General features: G+C 43.9%; 20 protein-coding genes. 5 read left to right on the forward strand and 15 right to left on the reverse strand.

From position 1 onward, the window contains the following. The first annotated feature begins 234 nt into the window (after positions 1 to 234). Entirely contained in the window at positions 235 to 2061 is a 1827-nt protein-coding gene (gene typA / locus CB4_RS17895) for a translational GTPase TypA (RefSeq protein WP_096467102.1), read from the forward strand. Positions 2062 to 2093: 32 nt separating this feature from the next. Here the strand turns inward: typA and CB4_RS17900 are convergent, their stop codons facing one another. Beyond that, on the reverse strand, positions 2094 to 2546 hold the full coding sequence (locus CB4_RS17900; protein ID WP_096467103.1) for a hypothetical protein: 453 nt from the start codon (positions 2544 to 2546) through the stop codon (positions 2094 to 2096). A 168-nt stretch (positions 2547 to 2714) separates the two neighbouring features. Here CB4_RS17900 and cspD point away from each other — a divergent pair, with 168 nt between their 5' ends. Continuing rightward, on the forward strand, positions 2715 to 2915 hold the full coding sequence (cspD, locus tag CB4_RS17905; protein ID WP_096467104.1) for a cold-shock protein CspD: 201 nt from the start codon (positions 2715 to 2717) through the stop codon (positions 2913 to 2915). Between the two features lie 399 nt (positions 2916 to 3314). On the opposite strand, the gene CB4_RS17910 is transcribed toward cspD, so the two are convergent. Then, positions 3315 to 4103 (reverse strand): alpha/beta hydrolase, encoded by a 789-nt coding sequence (locus tag CB4_RS17910; RefSeq protein WP_096467801.1) that lies wholly within the window; start codon positions 4101 to 4103, stop codon positions 3315 to 3317. A 73-nt stretch (positions 4104 to 4176) separates the two neighbouring features. Beyond that, on the reverse strand, positions 4177 to 4518 hold the full coding sequence (locus CB4_RS17915; protein ID WP_096467105.1) for a hypothetical protein: 342 nt from the start codon (positions 4516 to 4518) through the stop codon (positions 4177 to 4179). A gap of 391 nt (positions 4519 to 4909) precedes the next feature. Here CB4_RS17915 and pckA point away from each other — a divergent pair, with 391 nt between their 5' ends. Then, on the forward strand, positions 4910 to 6490 hold the full coding sequence (gene pckA, locus CB4_RS17920; protein WP_096467106.1) for a phosphoenolpyruvate carboxykinase (ATP): 1581 nt from the start codon (positions 4910 to 4912) through the stop codon (positions 6488 to 6490). A gap of 178 nt (positions 6491 to 6668) precedes the next feature. Then, positions 6669 to 6854, forward strand: coding sequence for a hypothetical protein (locus CB4_RS17925; protein ID WP_096467107.1), 186 nt, complete (start codon positions 6669 to 6671; stop codon positions 6852 to 6854). Between the two features lie 76 nt (positions 6855 to 6930). On the opposite strand, the gene CB4_RS17930 is transcribed toward CB4_RS17925, so the two are convergent. The 12 genes from CB4_RS17930 to CB4_RS17985 all read right to left on the reverse strand — a co-directional run bounded on the left by CB4_RS17930 (position 6931) and on the right by CB4_RS17985 (position 17582). Continuing rightward, positions 6931 to 8139, reverse strand: a complete 1209-nt coding sequence (locus CB4_RS17930) for an acyl-CoA dehydrogenase family protein (protein ID WP_096467802.1) — start codon at positions 8137 to 8139, stop codon at positions 6931 to 6933. 23 nt (positions 8140 to 8162) lie between these two features. Next, positions 8163 to 9404, reverse strand: a complete 1242-nt coding sequence (locus CB4_RS17935) for a CaiB/BaiF CoA transferase family protein (protein ID WP_096467108.1) — start codon at positions 9402 to 9404, stop codon at positions 8163 to 8165. Between the two features lie 203 nt (positions 9405 to 9607). Further along, positions 9608 to 10366 (reverse strand): HAD-IIB family hydrolase, encoded by a 759-nt coding sequence (locus tag CB4_RS17940; protein WP_096467109.1) that lies wholly within the window; start codon positions 10364 to 10366, stop codon positions 9608 to 9610. Next, positions 10308 to 11576, reverse strand: coding sequence for a glycosyltransferase (locus CB4_RS17945; protein ID WP_096467110.1), 1269 nt, complete (start codon positions 11574 to 11576; stop codon positions 10308 to 10310). The genes CB4_RS17940 and CB4_RS17945 overlap by 59 nt, the downstream gene beginning before the upstream one ends. Before the next feature lie 94 nt (positions 11577 to 11670). After that, a complete protein-coding gene (locus tag CB4_RS17950) occupies positions 11671 to 12630 on the reverse strand; it encodes an MBL fold metallo-hydrolase (RefSeq protein ID WP_096467111.1) in 960 nt (319 codons plus the stop codon). Positions 12631 to 12851: 221 nt separating this feature from the next. Continuing rightward, the gene (locus CB4_RS17955; protein ID WP_096467803.1) at positions 12852 to 13028 is read right to left on the reverse strand and encodes a GNAT family N-acetyltransferase; all 177 of its coding nucleotides are present in this window, start codon (positions 13026 to 13028) and stop codon (positions 12852 to 12854) included. Between the two features lie 133 nt (positions 13029 to 13161). After that, positions 13162 to 14301, reverse strand: coding sequence for an IS4 family transposase (locus CB4_RS17960; protein ID WP_096464372.1), 1140 nt, complete (start codon positions 14299 to 14301; stop codon positions 13162 to 13164). A 193-nt stretch (positions 14302 to 14494) separates the two neighbouring features. Beyond that, complete coding sequence (locus tag CB4_RS21925) at positions 14495 to 14629, reverse strand: hypothetical protein (RefSeq protein WP_269459510.1); 135 nt, start codon at positions 14627 to 14629, stop codon at positions 14495 to 14497. 469 nt (positions 14630 to 15098) lie between these two features. Continuing rightward, on the reverse strand, positions 15099 to 15332 hold the full coding sequence (locus CB4_RS17970; protein ID WP_096467113.1) for a hypothetical protein: 234 nt from the start codon (positions 15330 to 15332) through the stop codon (positions 15099 to 15101). A 395-nt stretch (positions 15333 to 15727) separates the two neighbouring features. After that, positions 15728 to 16717 carry a zinc-dependent alcohol dehydrogenase family protein gene (locus tag CB4_RS17975; protein ID WP_096467804.1) on the reverse strand — a complete coding sequence of 330 codons (990 nt, stop codon included), beginning with the start codon at positions 16715 to 16717 and terminating at the stop codon, positions 15728 to 15730. 35 nt (positions 16718 to 16752) lie between these two features. Then, entirely contained in the window at positions 16753 to 17031 is a 279-nt protein-coding gene (locus tag CB4_RS22085) for a GlpM family protein (protein WP_373681379.1), read from the reverse strand. Positions 17032 to 17099: 68 nt separating this feature from the next. Further along, positions 17100 to 17582: a GNAT family N-acetyltransferase gene (locus CB4_RS17985; RefSeq protein WP_096467115.1), complete on the reverse strand. Its 483-nt coding sequence runs from the start codon at positions 17580 to 17582 to the stop codon at positions 17100 to 17102. Positions 17583 to 17628: 46 nt separating this feature from the next. On the opposite strand from CB4_RS17985, the gene CB4_RS17990 reads away from it, so the two are divergent. Then, positions 17629 to 18219, forward strand: a complete 591-nt coding sequence (locus CB4_RS17990; protein WP_096467116.1) for a LysR family transcriptional regulator substrate-binding protein — start codon at positions 17629 to 17631, stop codon at positions 18217 to 18219. Positions 18220 to 18288: the final 69 nt, after the last annotated feature.

An 18288-nucleotide genomic window follows, 5' to 3' on the forward strand; every position in this document is an offset into this window, starting at 1 on the left:
TTTTCGGACATTCTTACAGTATACTCTTTTTCTACATAAATATATAGCCTAAAATTTAAGAACTTATACAATCCTCCCCTTATTAGGATAAGAACTCTCCACCTTCCACTTTACTATGGAAGGTGCTTTTTTCGTTCAGAGGGGTTGCGGCGGGGTAGTCGAAAGAAGTATGATGAAAGGGTTGTAACCCCGGAACTAAACGCGGGGGATTTGGAAAGGAGCTTTCACAAGCATATGAGTGTACGCAAAGACCTCCGCAATATTGCGATTATCGCGCACGTTGACCACGGGAAAACAACCCTCGTTGATAAAATGCTGATTCAATCCGGAACTTTCCGTTCTAATGAACAAGTTCAGGAACGCATGATGGACTCAAACGATCTGGAACGCGAGCGTGGCATTACGATTCTGGCCAAAAATACGGCCGTAAACTTCGAAGATTATGTCATTAATATTATGGATACACCAGGACACGCCGACTTCGGCGGTGAAGTGGAACGTATTATGAAAATGGTAGACGGAGTGCTGCTCGTTGTAGACGCATTTGAAGGCTGTATGCCGCAAACACGTTTCGTGCTGAAAAAAGCGCTCGAGCAAAAAGTAACACCGATTCTTGTTATTAACAAAATCGACCGCGAAAACGCCCGCCCGGCGGAAGTCGTGGATGAAGTATATGATCTATTCATTGACCTCGATGCGACAGAAGAACAACTGGACTTCCCAGTTATTTATGCATCGGGCATTAACGGTACAGCAAGCCGCACACCAGAAAAGCAAGATGATGATCTGCGTGCGCTGTTCGAAACCATTGTTGAGTATATGCCGGGACCAGCAGGCGACTTTGAAGCGCCGCTACAGTTCCAGGTAACGATGCTTGACTACAACGAATACTTGGGTCGCATCGGGGTAGGCCGCATTCAGCGCGGAACAATCCGCCGTAGCGATACCGTAGCACAGATGCGCCGTGATGGTTCTGTCAAACAAGTTCGCATCAACAAACTGTTCGGCTTCCTTGGCCTGAAGCGTGTTGAAATCGAAGAAGCAAAAGCAGGCGATATTATCGCCGTTGCAGGCGTAGATGAAATTAACGTTGGGGAAACACTCTCCGATGTGGAAGTACAGGAAGCACTTCCGTTGCTTACAATCGATGAACCGACACTGCAGATGTCGTTCCTTGTTAATAACAGTCCATTCGCCGGTCGTGAAGGCAAACACGTAACATCTCGCAAGCTGCGTGATCGTCTGATGGCTGAGCTTGAAACAGATGTAAGTCTGCGTGTTGATGAAGTCACACCAGAGCAATACACTGTATCAGGACGCGGTGAACTTCACCTGTCCATCCTGGTTGAGAACATGCGCCGTGAAGGATATGAGCTTCAAGTATCCAAACCGGAAGTTATCATCCGTGAAATTGACGGTGTAAAATCCGAACCGACGGAGCGTCTGACGATTGACGTTCCAGAAGAATATACGGGTGCTGTTATGGAATCCCTCGGTGCACGTAAAGCGGAAATGGTCAACATGGTGAATAATGGCTTCGGCGCTGTCCGCCTTGAGTTCATCATTCCATCCCGTGGCCTGATCGGGTACCGGACAGAATTCCTGACCCAAACACGCGGCTATGGCATTCTGAACCACTCATTTGACAGCTACCGTCCGGTTGTGGCAGGTTCTGTCGGCGGACGCCGTGCCGGTGTACTCGTATCCATGATCGATGGCAAATCCACCATGTACGGCATGCTGGGCGTAGAAGACCGCGGTCTTCTGTTCGTAAACCCAGGTACAGAAATTTATGAAGGCATGATCGTAGGCGAGCATAATCGTGATAACGATCTCGTTGTAAACATCAGCAAAGAAAAGCACGCAACCAATGTTCGCTCCGCAACAAAGGACGAAACCGTTAAGCTGAAAACTCCGCGCATTATGTCACTTGAAGAAGCGCTTGAGTACCTCAATGACGATGAGTACTGTGAAGTTACGCCAGAATCAATCCGTCTGCGTAAGAAACACCTCAAGAAATCTGACCGTGAACGTGCGGCTAAACAAGCAAAATTCGTATAAAACACAAAAAGGAGAGCCACTGTGCTCTCCTTTTATTTTTCTGTCTGGCTCGTTTCTAACTTAAATTCTATTTTCTTCGGTGCAGTAGGTGCTTCCGGTTTTGTCGGTGCTGTTGGTCCGATCCGATCAGGCACTTCCTTCATCTCAATGCTCTCACTAACCGGTTTTTCTGGATCAAGCAATGGCTTCGCCTCTTTCTGTTTGCTTTCTTGTTCTTTCTGCTTTCCAGATGATTGCTGTACAGCTTGCTTATCTTTTTCTCCCGTGTTCTGTTTACTGCTTGTCTGTTTTTTTACCTCAACAGATTCGATCTTCTTATCATTCGGTTTTTCACTCGGTTTTGCTTCGTTTGCAGTCGGCGAAAAGAACCCATTGAGTTGCAAGGTAATCACTCCAGCCGCTCCTACAATAAACAAAAACAGCAAGAGCAGCAATAGCCACGTTTTTTTAGGCTGTGACTTTTGTTTGATTTTTTTCTTATTCATAAAATTTTATGTACACCTTTCTTCTAAAAAACCTGCGCCTTTTCCAACGATAATCAACTTTATTCGTTTATTCAACTCATTTCTCTCCAGCCTCATAATTGTTTTCACTGTAAAAATACGCTATAGTATTCACAATTATCTATTTTTTCAAATGTTTTCAGGAGGGTTATTATGACTGGTACAGTAAAATGGTTTAACGCAGAAAAAGGTTTCGGATTTATCGAGGTAGAAGGTGGAAGCGACGTATTCGTACACTTCTCCGCTATTCAGCAAGATGGGTATAAGTCACTTGAAGAAGGCCAAACTGTTGAATTCGAAATCGTTGAAGGCGCTCGCGGTCCACAGGCTGCTAACGTTATTAAACTGTAATTATACGTTCTTCGAAGAGGCTGTCTCAAGCTGTAACATGGCAACTGAGACAGCCTCTTTTTTCTTGGTATAGGTTTTCTCCAAAGTGTGGTGGAGGAGCGGGATCGGGCGGGGCCTCGTCGCTTTGGTACGCTTACGAGGAAGTATAGACTGTCCGCTCCAGGTGCCAAGCGAACTCGCCCACAAAAGATGCCCGCAATACTTCGGTGAATCAATATCGTAGGTTTTTCTTTGCGGGCGAGTTCGTCGGGCTCCCGGAGCGGACAGCTACAGCTTCCCTGCAAGCGTACCGAAGCGAACGGCTCCTTCCTTCTCCTACTCCCACCTCCACACGTTATCGATTCTACAAAAAAGAGGCCGTCCCCGTTCGCCATGTTCTGGCTTTTAGGACAAACTGTTTTATATGTGATCCGCAAGCCAGCTAAGCAACTGATCCACTACTTTTGTCTTCTCTGGTTCATTAAAAATCTCATGATATAGCCCACTCCATTCCACATAATCAATACACTCCACAGGCTGACTTCGTACCCAGCGGCGCACAGCCTCCACATCTACAATGCGATCATCGCCTGCCTGCATCAAGAGCGTTGGAATTGCGGGATATTGGTCCGCTTCCTGATAGGCTGCTTCCATAGCAAGAGAGAGTTGCTTATACCAGCGCACACTTACCCGTGTCGTGATATACGGATCCGTTCCGTAGCGCTCTGCAACCAGCGAATCCCGGCTTACTTCATCCGCCCCAATCCCGGCAGACAGACGCAGACGGGGAACAACCGCATTCAACATAGAAGCCAGGCCATTAAGCCACGGTGGAATGCTTCGCACAAGCCCCAGACAAGGAGAGGACAGTACGACTCCAGCTATATCTGGCTGCTTTTCTTCCATATACCGAATCGAAATAAGCCCCCCCATACTGTGCCCAATTAAGAAGACCGGCTTCTCATATACGTATGCCCGGGCAAGCCATTCGTCAATCGCCCGATAATACTGATGGAAATCATCAATATGTCCACGCCTTCCCTCCGAACGACCAAGCCCCGGTAAGTCTCCGCCAATTACATGGTATCCCGCCTCATTCAGTCTGCCTGCAAGCCACTCATACCGTGCAAAATACTCTCCTGCTCCATGAACGAGCACAATAATCGCATGCGCGTGCGTAGCCATATGACATTCTGTATAAATATTCATGCGTCTCCCTTCCTCACCTACCCGCATATAAAAACTCTCCTGCCGAATGTTCAACAGGAGAGCGCTTTCTTATTTAATGCAACTGCTGTGCGTGATGATATGTTGTCAAATAATCTGCTACTTCCGAAAGTTTGCATTCCGCTGCCAACGATACCGCGCGAGGTACACCTTCCTCTTCCCCCGTACCAGTTCGTACGTACGCATCTCCGAGCCGGACAAGATGATCGTCTTTTTTCCTCTCTTCCCGAAATGGAATTTCGAGTGCATAAGACTGATGTGTCGCAGCATCAAGAATGTTCATGCGATACACGGGTGCTTCTTTACTTCCCTTACGCTGGAATCCCTGATCCCCTAATACTTGTTCGACTAGACGGAGCGGTTTCGATACACCGGATAACTTTTTATTTCTGAGCACATTGTTTCCTCCTTCTTGCTATTTCTTACACAAGAGCTGAGTGACATCTCGATTGTGCTATAAATAATGGTAACGGTGGCAGCGTTGATTCATTCTTATTCAGTTGTAGCCTGATCGTATCACAAATGAAATATAGGGGAAAATGAAGAAATGGCGTATTTCCTGTACTATTTCATCGAATTCTGAAAATTAATCGGCATTTTACTTCCATGCTTACAATCTCTCGCTTTTATGCTTCTTCCTGTTTTTGTATACCTGAACTTCATTATTTTTTCTTGATAACGGTTGCGCAAAACAGCAAACCATACTATTATTAAGACATACTATTCACTCGATAAGTGACATACTAATCTTTCAGCACAGTGAAAGACAGAGGGAAAGGACAGGGAAAATGGAGACTAAGACGAACAAGGAATTGAAGGATATTCTCACAAACGAGAATGTGCACTTTAATTTGTCGGTGGCACAACTGACTGAAATGGCAGTACTGCGCAACGGCAGCAAGCTGACTTCTACAGGAGCTGTAAGCGCTCAGACAGGCAAATACACCGGACGTTCTCCTAAAGATAAATTTATTGTTGATGAACCTTCTGTACACGGCAAAGTTGACTGGGGTTCAGTAAACCGACCAATCTCAGAAGAAGTATTCGACAACTTATACCAGGAAGTTCTGAACTATCTCGGCACAAAAGAACTGTTTGTATTCGACGGTTTTGCAGGAGCTGACAAAAAATATCAACTTCCGATTCGTGTTGTCAACGAATTCGCATGGCATAACCTGTTCGTACATGAGTTGTTTATCCGTCCAACTGCGGAAGAACTTAAGACATACACACCGGAATTCACAATCGTAAGTGCACCGAACTTCCAGGCAGATTCAGCTGTTCACGGCACGAATTCCGAAGCATTCATCATCATAAACTTCAAGAAAAAAATCGTTCTCATCGGTGGTACGCACTATGCAGGCGAGATGAAAAAATCTATCTTCTCGATCATGAACTACCTGCTTCCACAACAAGGTGTACTGTCCATGCACTGTTCTGCTAACATGGGCAAAGACGGCGATGTAGCCCTGTTCTTTGGTCTGTCCGGAACAGGTAAAACTACCCTGTCGGCTGACCCTGAACGCATGCTGATCGGTGACGATGAGCACGGCTGGTCTGACCACGGCGTATTCAATATCGAAGGCGGTTGCTATGCAAAATGCATCAATCTGTCTGCAGAGAAAGAACCTGAAATCTACAATGCTATCAAATTCGGTTCCGTACTGGAAAATGTTGTCGTTGACGAAAATACACGTGAGGCTGACTACGATGATAACAGCCTGACAGAAAATACACGGGCTGCTTACCCGATCGATTACATTCCGAACGCTCTTATTCCAAGCGTTGCAGGTAACCCGAACGTTGTAATTTTCCTGACAGCTGACGCATTCGGCGTACTGCCTCCTATCGCGAAGCTGACAAAAGAACAAGCGATGTTCCACTTCCTGTCTGGCTACACAAGTAAACTTGCTGGTACAGAGCGCGGCGTAACAGAACCGGAAGCAACATTCTCTACATGCTTCGGCGCACCGTTCCTTCCGCTCGCACCACGCGTATATGCAGAAATGCTCGGTGAGAAGATCGACCAGCATAATGCGCAAGTATATCTCGTAAACACAGGCTGGTCTGGTGGTCCATACGGCGTAGGTAAGCGTATGAATCTGCCATATACACGTGCAATGATTACATCTGCTCTTAAAGGCGAACTGGATAAAGAAGAATTCGAAGCGCATCCGGTATTCGGCGTACTCGTACCGAAAAACGTAACAGGCGTTCCGGCTGATATCCTCAATCCGCGCAACACTTGGGCTGATAAGGAAGCATATGACGTACAAGCGAAGAAACTCGCAGCTCTGTTCGTGGAAAACTTCGAGACGTTCTCTGATATGCCAGAAAACATTCGCAACGCTGCTCCAAAAGCAAACTAATTGTTTTGATACATTACATGGAAAGTCCAGGAATATATCCTGGACTTTTTCTAATAGATGAATAGTTGTAAGGTAATGTGATAGAATAACGTTATGGGCGCTTCTGTACCCGGCAACACTACCTGTATGATAGATGTTCTTTTATGTATGACCATACTAAACGAACGAGGTGATGTCCGTGGAAACTGTAAGGCTCGAAACGATTGTTACGAGTGTAATGCCCGAAGTACTTCGTGTATTAACCCCTGAAGAACTGGATGTCCCGATCGTTCTACGCGACGGGATGCATGTACTCGATCGGCATGACGTACTAGAAATTGTGGAGGCAACGATCCACACACGTTCAAGAAATATCTTGCATTAACGCAATACGCACCATATAAAAAGGCCGGGATTCTCTCCCGGCCTTTTTCTTGTCTATCTTTTTTACATAATCGACTTTATATTTCTACCGTTTCTTCAGAGAACGGCCAGGCAGGAAGCATTTTACGCAGCACCTTGTCCTGACGATAGTCAAGCGCATATTCCGCCTGCATAACAGTATGAACCTCGCGTGTTCCTTCATAGATCACTGGGGCTTTTGCATTGCGCATGAAACGTTCAACCGGATATTCGTTTGAGTATCCATACGCGCCGTGAATTTGTACAGCATCGCACGCGGCTTCAAACGCCGCATCGCACGCATGCCACTTTGCCAGTGACGTCTCACGTGTATTGCGTTTCCCTTGATTTTTCAACCAACCGACACGATATACAAGCAGACGGGATGTTTCCAGGCCGCTTACCATTTTGGCGATCATTTGTTGAACGAGCTGATGCTTACCGATTTCCTTACCGAATGTACTTCTCTCATGGCAATATTTCAGACTTTCCTCAAGGCATGCTTGAATTAATCCGCATGCTCCTGCCGCCACTGTAAAACGGCCATTATCAAGCGCGGACATGGCAATCTTAAATCCTTCCCCTTCTTCTCCCAGTAAGTTTGCAGCCGGAATCCGTACATTATCAAAGAAAATTTCTCCCGTATTTCCTGCACGAATCCCAAGCTTCCCTTTAATCGCTTTGGACGAAAATCCCACAAATTCACGCTCTACAATAAAGCAGCTAATCCCTTTATGCTTTTGTGATTTGTCCGTATAAGCAAAAACAAGGAAATGATCCGCTACATCGCACAGAGAAATCCATGTTTTCTGGCCGTTAAGAATGTACGCATCGCCATCCTTCACCGCCGTTGTCTGCATAGCTGCTACGTCTGAGCCTGCATTCGGTTCTGTCAGTCCGAACGCCCCTATTTTTTCTCCTTTTGCCTGTGGCACAAGATACTTCTGCTTCTGCTCCTCATTTCCCCACTGCAGAAGCGTCATACTGTTCAGGCCCGTATGTACGGATACCGCTGTACGGAATGCTGTATCACCTCGTTCCAACTCGTCACATACAATTGCAAGCGTATTATAATCCATGCCAGTGCCGCCGTATTCTTCTGGAATGCATACGCCCATCAGGTCAAGATCAGCCATGCGGGTCATGACACTACGCTCAAAATGGCCCTGTGCATCCCACTCTTGAATATATGGAAGAATTTCCTTGTCTACAAAGCTACGTACCATCTTACGCACAGCATCTTGTTCTTCAGTTAAAGAAAAATTCATCATCTTCCTCATCGCCCCTTATATTAAATGATAGAATCATGAATCCACTGCTCAATTTGTTCCTGCCCAAAGCCGTACTCTAGCAAAATATCGCGTGTATGCTCCCCTGCCATCGGCGGATGCTGTCGAATCTGGACCGGCGTTCTTGATAGCTTAAGCGGAGTGCCCACCATCGGGATGCGACCAACAGTCGAATGAGTAACCTCCACTTTCATTTCTCTTGCCTGTACATGCGGATCATCAAATAACTGCTGCAAGTCATATACCGGAGCATTTGGAACTCCTGCATCCGTTAGCAGAGACAACCATTCTGCAGCCGGTCGCTTGCTGAGCTCGATTTGCAACAGCCCGCATATTTCCTCACGATGCGCAAGGCGCGATGAATTCGTTGCAAAACGTACGTCATGGCCCCACTCTTCTTTCCCTAGCAACGCACACAGTTTACGGAATTGACCATCATTTCCTACTGCAACAACCATCTCTGTGTCAGCAGCAGAAAATACTTGGTACGGTACGATATTAGGATGAGCATTTCCGTAGCGTTTTGGTGTGTTTCCAGACACAAGATAGTTACTCGCTACGTTAACCAACAGCGAGATCTGAGCATCAAACAATGCGAGATCAATCATCTGGCCCCGCCCGGATTGCTTCCGTTCATGGAGAGCGGCGAGAATCCCAATGGCGGCATACAGACCAGTAGCTACATCCGCAATCGCTACGCCTACTTTCATAGGTCCTGTGTCTTCACTACCCGTGATGCTCATCATGCCACCCATGGCCTGTACAATATAATCATACCCCGGTATGTCTTTGTACGGCCCGGTCTGGCCAAATCCGCTAATGGAAGCGTAAATGAGACGAGGATTGAGTTCAGCCAGATCTTCATATCCAAGTCCCCATTTTTCCATCGTACCGGTTCGGAAGTTATTAATGACTACATCCGCGTCTTTCAGCAGATGCCGCAGTACATCTCGCGCTTCGCTTTTCTTCAAATTCAATGTCAAAGCTCTTTTGTTGCGATTTGTACATAAATAGTACGCGCTTTCTCCGCCTATATCTGGCGGCCCCCAGCCACGAGTTTCATCACTGCCCCCCGGTGCCTCAATTTTAATCACATCTGCTCCCAGGTCTCCAAGGATCATCGTGCAAAATGGTCCAGCCAGCACTCGTGTCAAATCAACAATCTTAATCCCTTCTAGTGCAGCAGACTTGTTTTTTTCCGAAAAATCAGTCTCTTCTTCTCCTTCTGACGTCGACGTAATCATACTTTCCCTCCTTTTTTCCGTCATACATGAAAAAAGCCAGAGCAATCCCAGGTATCGTAATACGCAAAGGAGTGCGACTGGCTCATTTTGCCTGTGAACTCATTTCTGGTAGGAAAGAGGACAGACATAAACAGTCATGTGCTTTGACGTTTGTGTCTTACAGGCATAATTATACTATATGGTTAGTATTTTCCGTCAAATACTTATTTTGTCGAAATTTTTGTTCTTTTGTCAGTAATAATTCCGCCATAAAAATACTCCCAGGCTTCCTGTATCCCGCCTGCACAAACACGCTTCGCATGAAAAACAGACGGATGTGCTGCTACTTGCGTCAGTTCAGGCTGAGCATTCCCTACAATGACAGCAGGATAGCCAAGCATGATCATCTCGTGGTCGTTGCCGGAATCACCAGCGACGAGCACTTGTGCTTGTTCCCAACCACGAGAAGCAAGCACATAGCGCAACGCTTCTCCCTTTCCACCATTCGGAGGGAGTATATCTACATCGCGGCCACTGCTTACAATTAGTTTGTGAGGAATTCCCGCTGCTTGTAATTGCTCTTCCAGCTTGCATACTGGATGCTGGTTCCAAACGGTGTAAGAAAGACGATACGCCGCTGGAACATTTTGTGGCATAAGTTCCTGGCATTGAGATGCAATCCCTGCAAGCTGTTCTGCTTTCCAGGAAGCTTCCATATGATGCTGCCAGCCTTCATCCGGCACAAAGTCTGGCCCACTGTATATCTCCGTTCCAACATCGGTAATTAAAACATCCGGCATTGGCAGTCGCTCCTTCTGCATAAGCTCAAGTGCCGATGCTTTGTGACGGCCTGTGATGTAGACAAGCACTACCCGGTACGGAAGTCTGTCATAATACGCAAATAATCCATGCAGAGCTTCTTTGTCACCAACCAGTGTTCCGTCCAGATCGGTAGCCAAAAGATGTGTGACGAACTGTGACATGGGCAAGCACCTCCTCATATAAAGCACTCATTCGCTCTGAAATAATCGACCACCGATAATCCTGCTGCGCCATCTGAGCCGCCTGCTTGCCAAGCCGTTGCGCCAGTAGATCATTGCTGAGAAGTACTTCAAGCGCCAGTGATAGATCTTCGGCATTTTTCGGCTCGACAAGAAGACCCGTCTCCCCGGCATGCACTACATTTTGCAGACCGCCAACCCGAGATGCAATAACTGGGCTACCGCATGCCTGCGCTTCCGCTGCCACCATGCCGAATGATTCATAATACGATGGCACGACCGTCACTGTCGCTGCATTAAACCATTCCGCAAGCTCTGCCTGTGATTTAGGCCCAATGAATTCCACACGACCTTCTAATCCTTTTAGCCAGGACAGCACCTGCTCCGCGAGTGGCAGACGCTTAGCTAAGTCAATTACTTCCGCCTGACCGCCTGCTAGTACAAGGCGTGTTCCTTCCGGTGCTCCTTCTCGTGCAAGAAGTTGGCGAAAAGCGTCGAGAAGTGTTTCCACTCCTTTTGTTTCTTCCAGGCGGCCCGCAAAAAAAATAAGCGGGCCGTTATACCCCATCTGTCTGCGTAGCTGTATACGATTCGGACGCATATAAAAAGAGGACGCCACACCGATCGGAAGTACCGATACCGGAGCAGGCTGTGCTACAAATGCATGAATCAGTTCCCTTTCATTTGCGGTTGTGGCGATAATTGCTTCAACGGAACTGAGCACATCTCGCTCGGCTTCGAGTCTGACCTCATCTTTTATACCTGTTGCTTTTTCTTTAGCAGCCCCCAGAGAATGCGATGTGTGTACGAGTGGAACACCATATTCATTACGGACGCGTTTGCCAAGCAATCCAGACAGCCAGTAATGGGTATGGATAATATCGTAGGAACCAGGCGACAGAATCCGATTCATTTCTTTATAAAAAGCTGGTAGCCTATCATACATTTCATTCTTCGATACAAAGCCTTTGTACCCTGCCGCAATCCGAATCACTCTGCACCTCTCACCAAACATCTCAATGCAAGGCGTATTCGGGTCACACCAGTGTGTGACTACATCTATCCGATATCCATGTTTTTCAAGGGCCAATGCCAGCTGATGTACATAGTTATTCTGACCGCCTGCCTGAACCCCGCCCAGTTTGGCCAGCGGATCGCCATGATCAGAAATAAACAGGACTCTACGCTTCACGATTCTTTCATCCCCTTCCCTCTTCCATGGATGAAATCCCCCTGTTCACTACCCTTGTTTCCCCAATGAACAGGAGGACCAACAAAAACAGGAATTATGTCACCTTCTGATACATATTCACGCCCTGCTCGTCATATACCGTTATAGCACCTGTTTCTTCCAAATAGCGAAGATGCGCGATCGTCTCCCCAATCGCAAACCGATGTTCATGCACACTTAACTCCCGGTCAAACAAAGCACATGAAACGTCATACGCACACATTGTACCGGACATGCGTTCTAGCATAAACGCCAATCGTTCTTCATGGTGGCGAGCAATCTCTTCGATCCGCTCTTTCACATCGGTAAATATCGGACCATGCCCTGGAAGTGCTATGCTAATACTGCGTCGGTTGATCTGCTCAAGCGAGTGCAAATACGTAGCTAACGGATTCGAATCTCCGTATCCGTGATATGAAATATTCGGAGTAATTTTTTTAAGAATATGATCCCCGGCAATGAGCACTTGCTCAGTCTGATTATAAAAACAAATATGGCCTTCTGCATGACCTGGTGTATGAATCGCTTCGTAGTCGAGATTTCCAATCCGGTATGTATTCCCGTCTACAAGCGGCTTCATCTGCTGCGGCAGCGGACGAACCAAATGATAGAAAGCGTTATCATTCCGAGCAAGCTCCTGTTGCAACTCGATAGGCATACCCGCCTGCGCAAAAAACGTACGATTGCAAGCAAAGCGTTCCTCTGTCCAGGCTGAAAGGCCGATCTGCTGTGCAATCTCACTCATATACACGTCAGCTCCGGTCCACTGCTGCATGCTTCCGGCAAAGCCGAAGTGATCAGGATGATAATGTGTGACAATAATCCGGTGAATATCACGCTCTGGTATAATACCATGTACAGCAAATACTTCTGCCCATGCCGTGCGCGTCTCTTCCCGATTCAATCCCGGATCGATTACAGTCCAGCCATTTTCTTCTCGCGCCAAATATCCGTGTACGTGATTCAGACGGAACGGAAGGGGGATGGTTACTTGATAGAGTCCATATTGTTCCATGTTTTCGTCCTTTCTGAAGATGAGTAATGAATGTTTGTTTCTTTTCTATCTTAGCACATCGTTATTCAACAGGTAGCCTAAAAAGCCTGACATATTACCCGATAAGGGATGTGTCAGGCTTTCATTTATTATCACCTATTTGGATAGGTTCTATTGGGTTTGCTATAAGGGCCAGTAACAGGACAGCTGCTCTATGATCCCTTGTTGAACATCGGTACCAGTTAGTTCAAGCTTTTTCTCATATGATAGTTAGTCAGAATAACACCTTTACGTTCTACATTTTGTGTGCAAACTATATTGTAACCACGCCGCTCAAAAAAAGGCCTAGCAGTAATACTTGCATGTGTATCGATTTCTTGAAGATTTAATTTTTTTGCTTCTAGTTCAATTTTATCAATTAAAGCTGAATAACAATCTCTTCAGTATCTTGGCTGTCGAATTTCATAATATCCATACATACCAACACCTTTTACAAATTAGATAGTGACGTATTGAAGTGAAATTTATTATTCCACTTAACAGGCCTGTTGATTAACCAATTTTAGACAAACTACTTCCTTGTATGAGTAGAGATTCACTTACTACTGTATGAATTGCAATCATCCATTCGACCTGAAGGCTCTCAAACCGTAAAAGACGTGCAAACTGAATAAAAGATAGCATAGCGAAACGTGAAACCATCGGTTTCGCCTTCTCATAGATCCACTTTATCAAAACATAGGTAATTAAAGCCGTATACAATTGACCGTATACAGCATTTTTAGTGGTACCAAACAATACTGGTACATTTACGTGTTGCTTAATCCAGCGGAAAAACGTTTCGATTTGCCATCTGGCTTTATAAATCTCCGCAATTTTTTCGGCAGATAGGTCTCTTCGATCCGTTACGACTCGAATCTCATTCCCTTCATCATCTGTAAAAAATATAACACGATGCCGCTCTTGAGAACGACACTGAGAAGTGCCGAGATAGCACGTACTGTCTTTGATTACAGAGGATGCAGTAGAGGAGCAGCGTCGAAGAGATCGTGGTGTATCGATTGTGACATTTTCTTTGATTCGAATGACGAAAGACTGCTTATCTTTCAGGTATTGATCAAACCGTTCGATTTTTCCGTACGCTCTGTCGGCAACAAGAAGAAAAGAAGGGTTCGCTAGTTGATCTAAGAATGGACTGTCATGTTTACTTCCTATCGATTCGATTACGTGAACAGGCGTTTCCTGATCGGGATCAAAAGCCACATGTAGCTTGATGCCTGCACGTTTTCCATGATAAAGAGCCCAAGGAAGTCGTGGTTTTCCTACGGTAATGGTAGTGGAATCAACGAGTAAAAGTTTTTTGGGGATCGCCAACTTACGTCTTGTAGCACGGTTACATTTGGACACAAGATGATGAAATAACTTTTTAAATACAGTATAGGGAACATCACTTGCTTTTTTAGAAAAAGTGGAATAGTTAGCGGACGGAAGTCCGCAAGACGATGAGCGATCCGCTCCGTAACGAAATCCTTCCCATTCTTCGAATGCGGCCATGGCCCAGTAATGAAGTAACGTAGAAGTTGTGAATTTCCTTGCTTTTTCCTCGTATTCAACGTCCTGTACCACAGATTGAATCTCCTCTTCTGATAACAGTGTTTGAACAATTGTAGTGAACGTGGTAGACTTTTTCATGAGGTCGCCTCTTTCTGAATCGGTTTGGTGGTACAAACGATTCTACTGAAAAGGCGACCTTTTTTCTACCTTTTATTAGCTAATCAACAGGCTTGTCCACTTAATTTACTAATTTACAATACGGTTTTGTTATTAAAATATCAAACCGTGTTTCTCTCCCCTTTCCAAAAGAAAAAGCCACTCCGAAGAGAGGCTATCTATTATTATTCTTCACTTTGTCCCTGGCAACGACGGCGACGACAACAGAAGAAGCGACAACGACGCCTACGTCTACATTCGCGTCTTCTGCGTCTACGACTGCATCCGCATCGTCTCTTACCTTCTTCATGGTCATGAGAGTCAGATTCTCTAGACTCGGATATGTTATCATTGAGGTCATCATTTTCTTCTCTTAAACAACCACACATATTTTTCACCTCTATTCTTTCCTACTAGCTAGAATATGCTCATCTTTTACTAGTGGTAAGGACAAAGCTATAGAAGTGAAAAAATGTGCAGTGATGTACTAGAATGTAAAGGCCACTCCGTAGAGTAACTTAATTAGCCTACTTCATATTATTAATGATCAAGCTGTTACTATCCTGCATTTTTTTCGTGAGGTCCGCCATCATATCAAATGCTTGCGTCACTCCTCTCTTTTTATAATAATAATTATTTTATATAGAAACATATGATTGCACATTTATGATTTCATAAAATTCCCAATCACATTATCTATAAGAAAAAGCCGCCCCAGTATGAGCGACTTATCTTAAGATATAGAAGGGATTATTTTTCCATAGTAGCTATGCAATTAGTTATGCATGCTTACGATTCTGCTGTTGTTCGAAGTAATTATGCCATTCTTCTATTCGTTTCTGTTGCTTACGTACATAAGCTGCATTACGCTTATATATCTTTGCTTCGCTGTGCCATCTTTTTAGAGACCACCAGGAAAAACACAAGAGAACAATTGCTCCGGTAATTGATAAAATTACATGTGAAGCGAATAAAGCCGACAAGGTATAACCGATGGTGTAGAGAATACCCATAACTTTCACCTCTAGTGTTGTAGTGGATGATATTGAATTAAAAACCTTATAATACTATCATAACAATATCATCTGAACAGGTATAGCATAATTGTGAATGACTATGGTATTTTTATTGTTTTTTCTGAAATCTACCTGATCACTATCTTATGCTTCCGCCTCCATCTCTCGGTCAATAACAGCCATAATGCCATATTCCCCCGTTATATACGCCATTGTAACAAGAGTGAACGCCTCTTCTGTCAGGAGAAACTTTCTATATGGCCTGGTGACAGGGTTCCTGCTCTAGTCCGTCAGATAGTTTCTAATAAAAGTAAAACCACGTTGAGTATCAACGAGGTTCGTGATTTATATATTTAAGTTTGCTTTTCGGCATAGATAGAAAGTAGTAGTTTCTAATTTATTAAGAAGATTTTCCCTTGATTCCTTGTTGAAACCTCAGAAAAACGAACTGCGTCATGTACATCCTGTAGGTCATAAGCAGACACAGGCATCATGAACTTCAATCTCCCATCAATTATTAAAGACATCAAATGGTTAAATGTTTTTTGCCAAGTTTGTACAGAAACCTGTTGATTCCAATGTCTTAGATGAAACATCTTAACATTTACTTTCGCTTTATTTGTAACATCTGCCCAATTTACTGGTGTTCCCGATAAGAGACCAATGGTTAAAAAAGTGCCACTAGGACGAATACAAAATGCTAATTCTGTTCCAGATGACCCTCCGACAGAATCAATAGCAGCATTTGCACCAAGTCCGTTCGTCAATTCCATAACTGTTTTATGTACTGGTGTTTCCATTGTATTTATTACATACGAAGCACCAAGTTGCAGCAGTTCTTCTGTATAAGTGTTATTCCTAGTTACTGCAATTAACTTAAAACCGATAACCTTAGATAGTTGAGCAAATAAGCGACCAATCGAAGAGCCACAAGCATTTACTAATAAAACATCGTCCGGCCTTAATTTTAAAACTTCTGTACAAGTAAGCCACGCCGTTATTGGGTTTATATATAATTGAGCGGCTATGTAATCATCAATGCAGTTAGGAATAGGAACCACTAAGTCCGCCGGTGCCTTAACATATTCTTGCCAAGTACCTTCCCCACGTAAAGGCAAAACACGTTTACCAATAAGTTGTTGAGAAACAAACGGACCAACCTCTTCCACAATACCGACTCCTTCATATCCAGGAATGGCTGGAAGTGTAATACGATGAGAGTAAGCTCCAGTAATAGGTATCAGGTCAGATGGATTTATAGGGCGAACGATCATACGTACAAGAACTTCTCCACGCTCGAGTTTTTCAATTTTCTTATTCTCAACCTTTAATACATTTTTAGGAATTCCAAATTCATAAAATCTTATACATTTGGTTTCCAACTCCATATAATGTTCCCCCTTGAAAATAACTTTGATTAAAGTATATCAGAGTTAAACATTTGTTTTACTTTACTGCTCGTTAGCTTTATTTTGAGGTACCGCCACATGCCCATCAAGCTAAGAGGATAAAACTCTAAGAGGGCCGATAACATAGCAAAATATGTTGTTACTCGGACTTTTGAAGCTCCTTGTTCTAGATACATGAAATAATACGCAATAATGCTTAAACCAGGGAAACTTAATATTAATCCAGCAATATAATAATTATTTGTCTTTGATATATAATGAACAATGACCATAATAATAACAGCCATAATACATTTTATAAGTAAACTCAACTGAAAATCAAATCCCTTCTTTCTAGTCACTAATTGTTACTGGTTTATTCTTCTGAGGGCATTTTAGGTCCTTTTAAATCCAATTGATAAAAAACAAGATCCAGCCATTTATCAAATTTAAATCCAGCTTTTTTAATTACACCAGAAAATTCAAATCTCATTCTCTCATGCATTTTTATACTACTTTCATTTGTTGCATCAATTCCAGCAACAAGTGTTGCATATTCTCTTTCATTAGCAATTTTTATTAGCTCTTGCATTAATTTTGTTGCAATATGCTGATTCCTATAATCCTTATGAACATATACAGAATGTTCTATTGTATATTTATAAGCTGGCCAAGGCCTAAAAGGACCAAATGTAGCAAATCCAACTACTTTGTCATCTTGTTCGCATACTAATATTGGATAACCTTCTTCTATCTTTTGTTTATACCAAATTTGTCTGCTTTCAAGAGTCTGAGGTTTATAAGTGTATACAGCGGTGGTAGTAAGAATTGCATCATTATATATCTCTAAAATATCCATTTCCTCTCAACATTACGGCTTTGTTATAGAGGCTGTTGCAAATCTGATGGATTATTTTTCCGAGCGGAAATATGAGCTGACGATTCGGGAAGGAAAGACAACCGATGTGATTGATGATGTGTATGCGAGCAGAAGTGTCCTTGGAATTTTATCTCTGACCAATCTAAATAAAAAATTTTTTGAGCGTTATTTTATCTCAAAATCACTAATGTTTACTCCCCTAACTTCGTTGAGGCAACACGTCTTTCTCCGAAAAGAGCATCCTCTGGCTCATCTTGAGTGCGTTACTTTGGAGCAGTTAAGGGACTATCCTTATCTGACCTACCAGCAGGACGATGTACTGCTCCATTTTGCGGAAGAATCCGTCAATGTGGACAATATCAGAAAACTAGTCTATCTGAAGGATAGAGGCGCCATGAATGATCTCCTATCAAATACAGATGGATACAATTTGGGAACAGGCTGTATTGTAAACAATTACATAAACTCCAATATCATTTCTATTCCTTTGGAAGGAAGCGATCTGATTCAAGTGGGGTTGGTGAAACGAAACGATGTATTTTTGTCAGAAGAAATCCTGGTATATATTGACTTTTTGGAAGTAGCTTTAGAAAAATCTATGCCGAGGAACGTATAAAGTCAGCCAGCGTAATAGGCTCCTCCTTCTTTAAAAATATACTCTTTGCCAAGGACAATAAAAAAAGAC

This window comes from Aneurinibacillus soli (assembly GCF_002355375.1).
Classification (GTDB): Bacteria; Bacillota; Bacilli; order Aneurinibacillales; family Aneurinibacillaceae; genus Aneurinibacillus; species Aneurinibacillus soli.

Coding starts and splice junctions, on each gene's coding strand:
- CB4_RS17985 (WP_096467115.1), bottom strand. CDS start 17,582: ATGGATATTTTAGAGATATATAATGATGCAATTCTTACTACCACCGCT.
- CB4_RS21925 (WP_269459510.1), bottom strand. CDS start 14,629: ATGAAGAAGGTAAGAGACGATGCGGATGCAGTCGTAGACGCAGAAGAC.
- pckA (WP_096467106.1), top strand. CDS start 4,910: ATGGAGACTAAGACGAACAAGGAATTGAAGGATATTCTCACAAACGAG.
- CB4_RS17960 (WP_096464372.1), bottom strand. CDS start 14,301: ATGAAAAAGTCTACCACGTTCACTACAATTGTTCAAACACTGTTATCA.
- CB4_RS17930 (WP_096467802.1), bottom strand. CDS start 8,139: ATGAATTTTTCTTTAACTGAAGAACAAGATGCTGTGCGTAAGATGGTA.
- CB4_RS17910 (WP_096467801.1), bottom strand. CDS start 4,103: ATGAATATTTATACAGAATGTCATATGGCTACGCACGCGCATGCGATT.
- CB4_RS22085 (WP_373681379.1), bottom strand. CDS start 17,031: ATGGCTGTTATTATTATGGTCATTGTTCATTATATATCAAAGACAAAT.
- CB4_RS17900 (WP_096467103.1), bottom strand. CDS start 2,546: ATGAATAAGAAAAAAATCAAACAAAAGTCACAGCCTAAAAAAACGTGG.
- CB4_RS17950 (WP_096467111.1), bottom strand. CDS start 12,630: ATGGAACAATATGGACTCTATCAAGTAACCATCCCCCTTCCGTTCCGT.
- typA (WP_096467102.1), top strand. CDS start 235: ATGAGTGTACGCAAAGACCTCCGCAATATTGCGATTATCGCGCACGTT.
- CB4_RS17935 (WP_096467108.1), bottom strand. CDS start 9,404: ATGATTACGTCGACGTCAGAAGGAGAAGAAGAGACTGATTTTTCGGAA.
- CB4_RS17990 (WP_096467116.1), top strand. CDS start 17,629: ATGGATTATTTTTCCGAGCGGAAATATGAGCTGACGATTCGGGAAGGA.
- CB4_RS17970 (WP_096467113.1), bottom strand. CDS start 15,332: ATGGGTATTCTCTACACCATCGGTTATACCTTGTCGGCTTTATTCGCT.
- CB4_RS17940 (WP_096467109.1), bottom strand. CDS start 10,366: ATGTCACAGTTCGTCACACATCTTTTGGCTACCGATCTGGACGGAACA.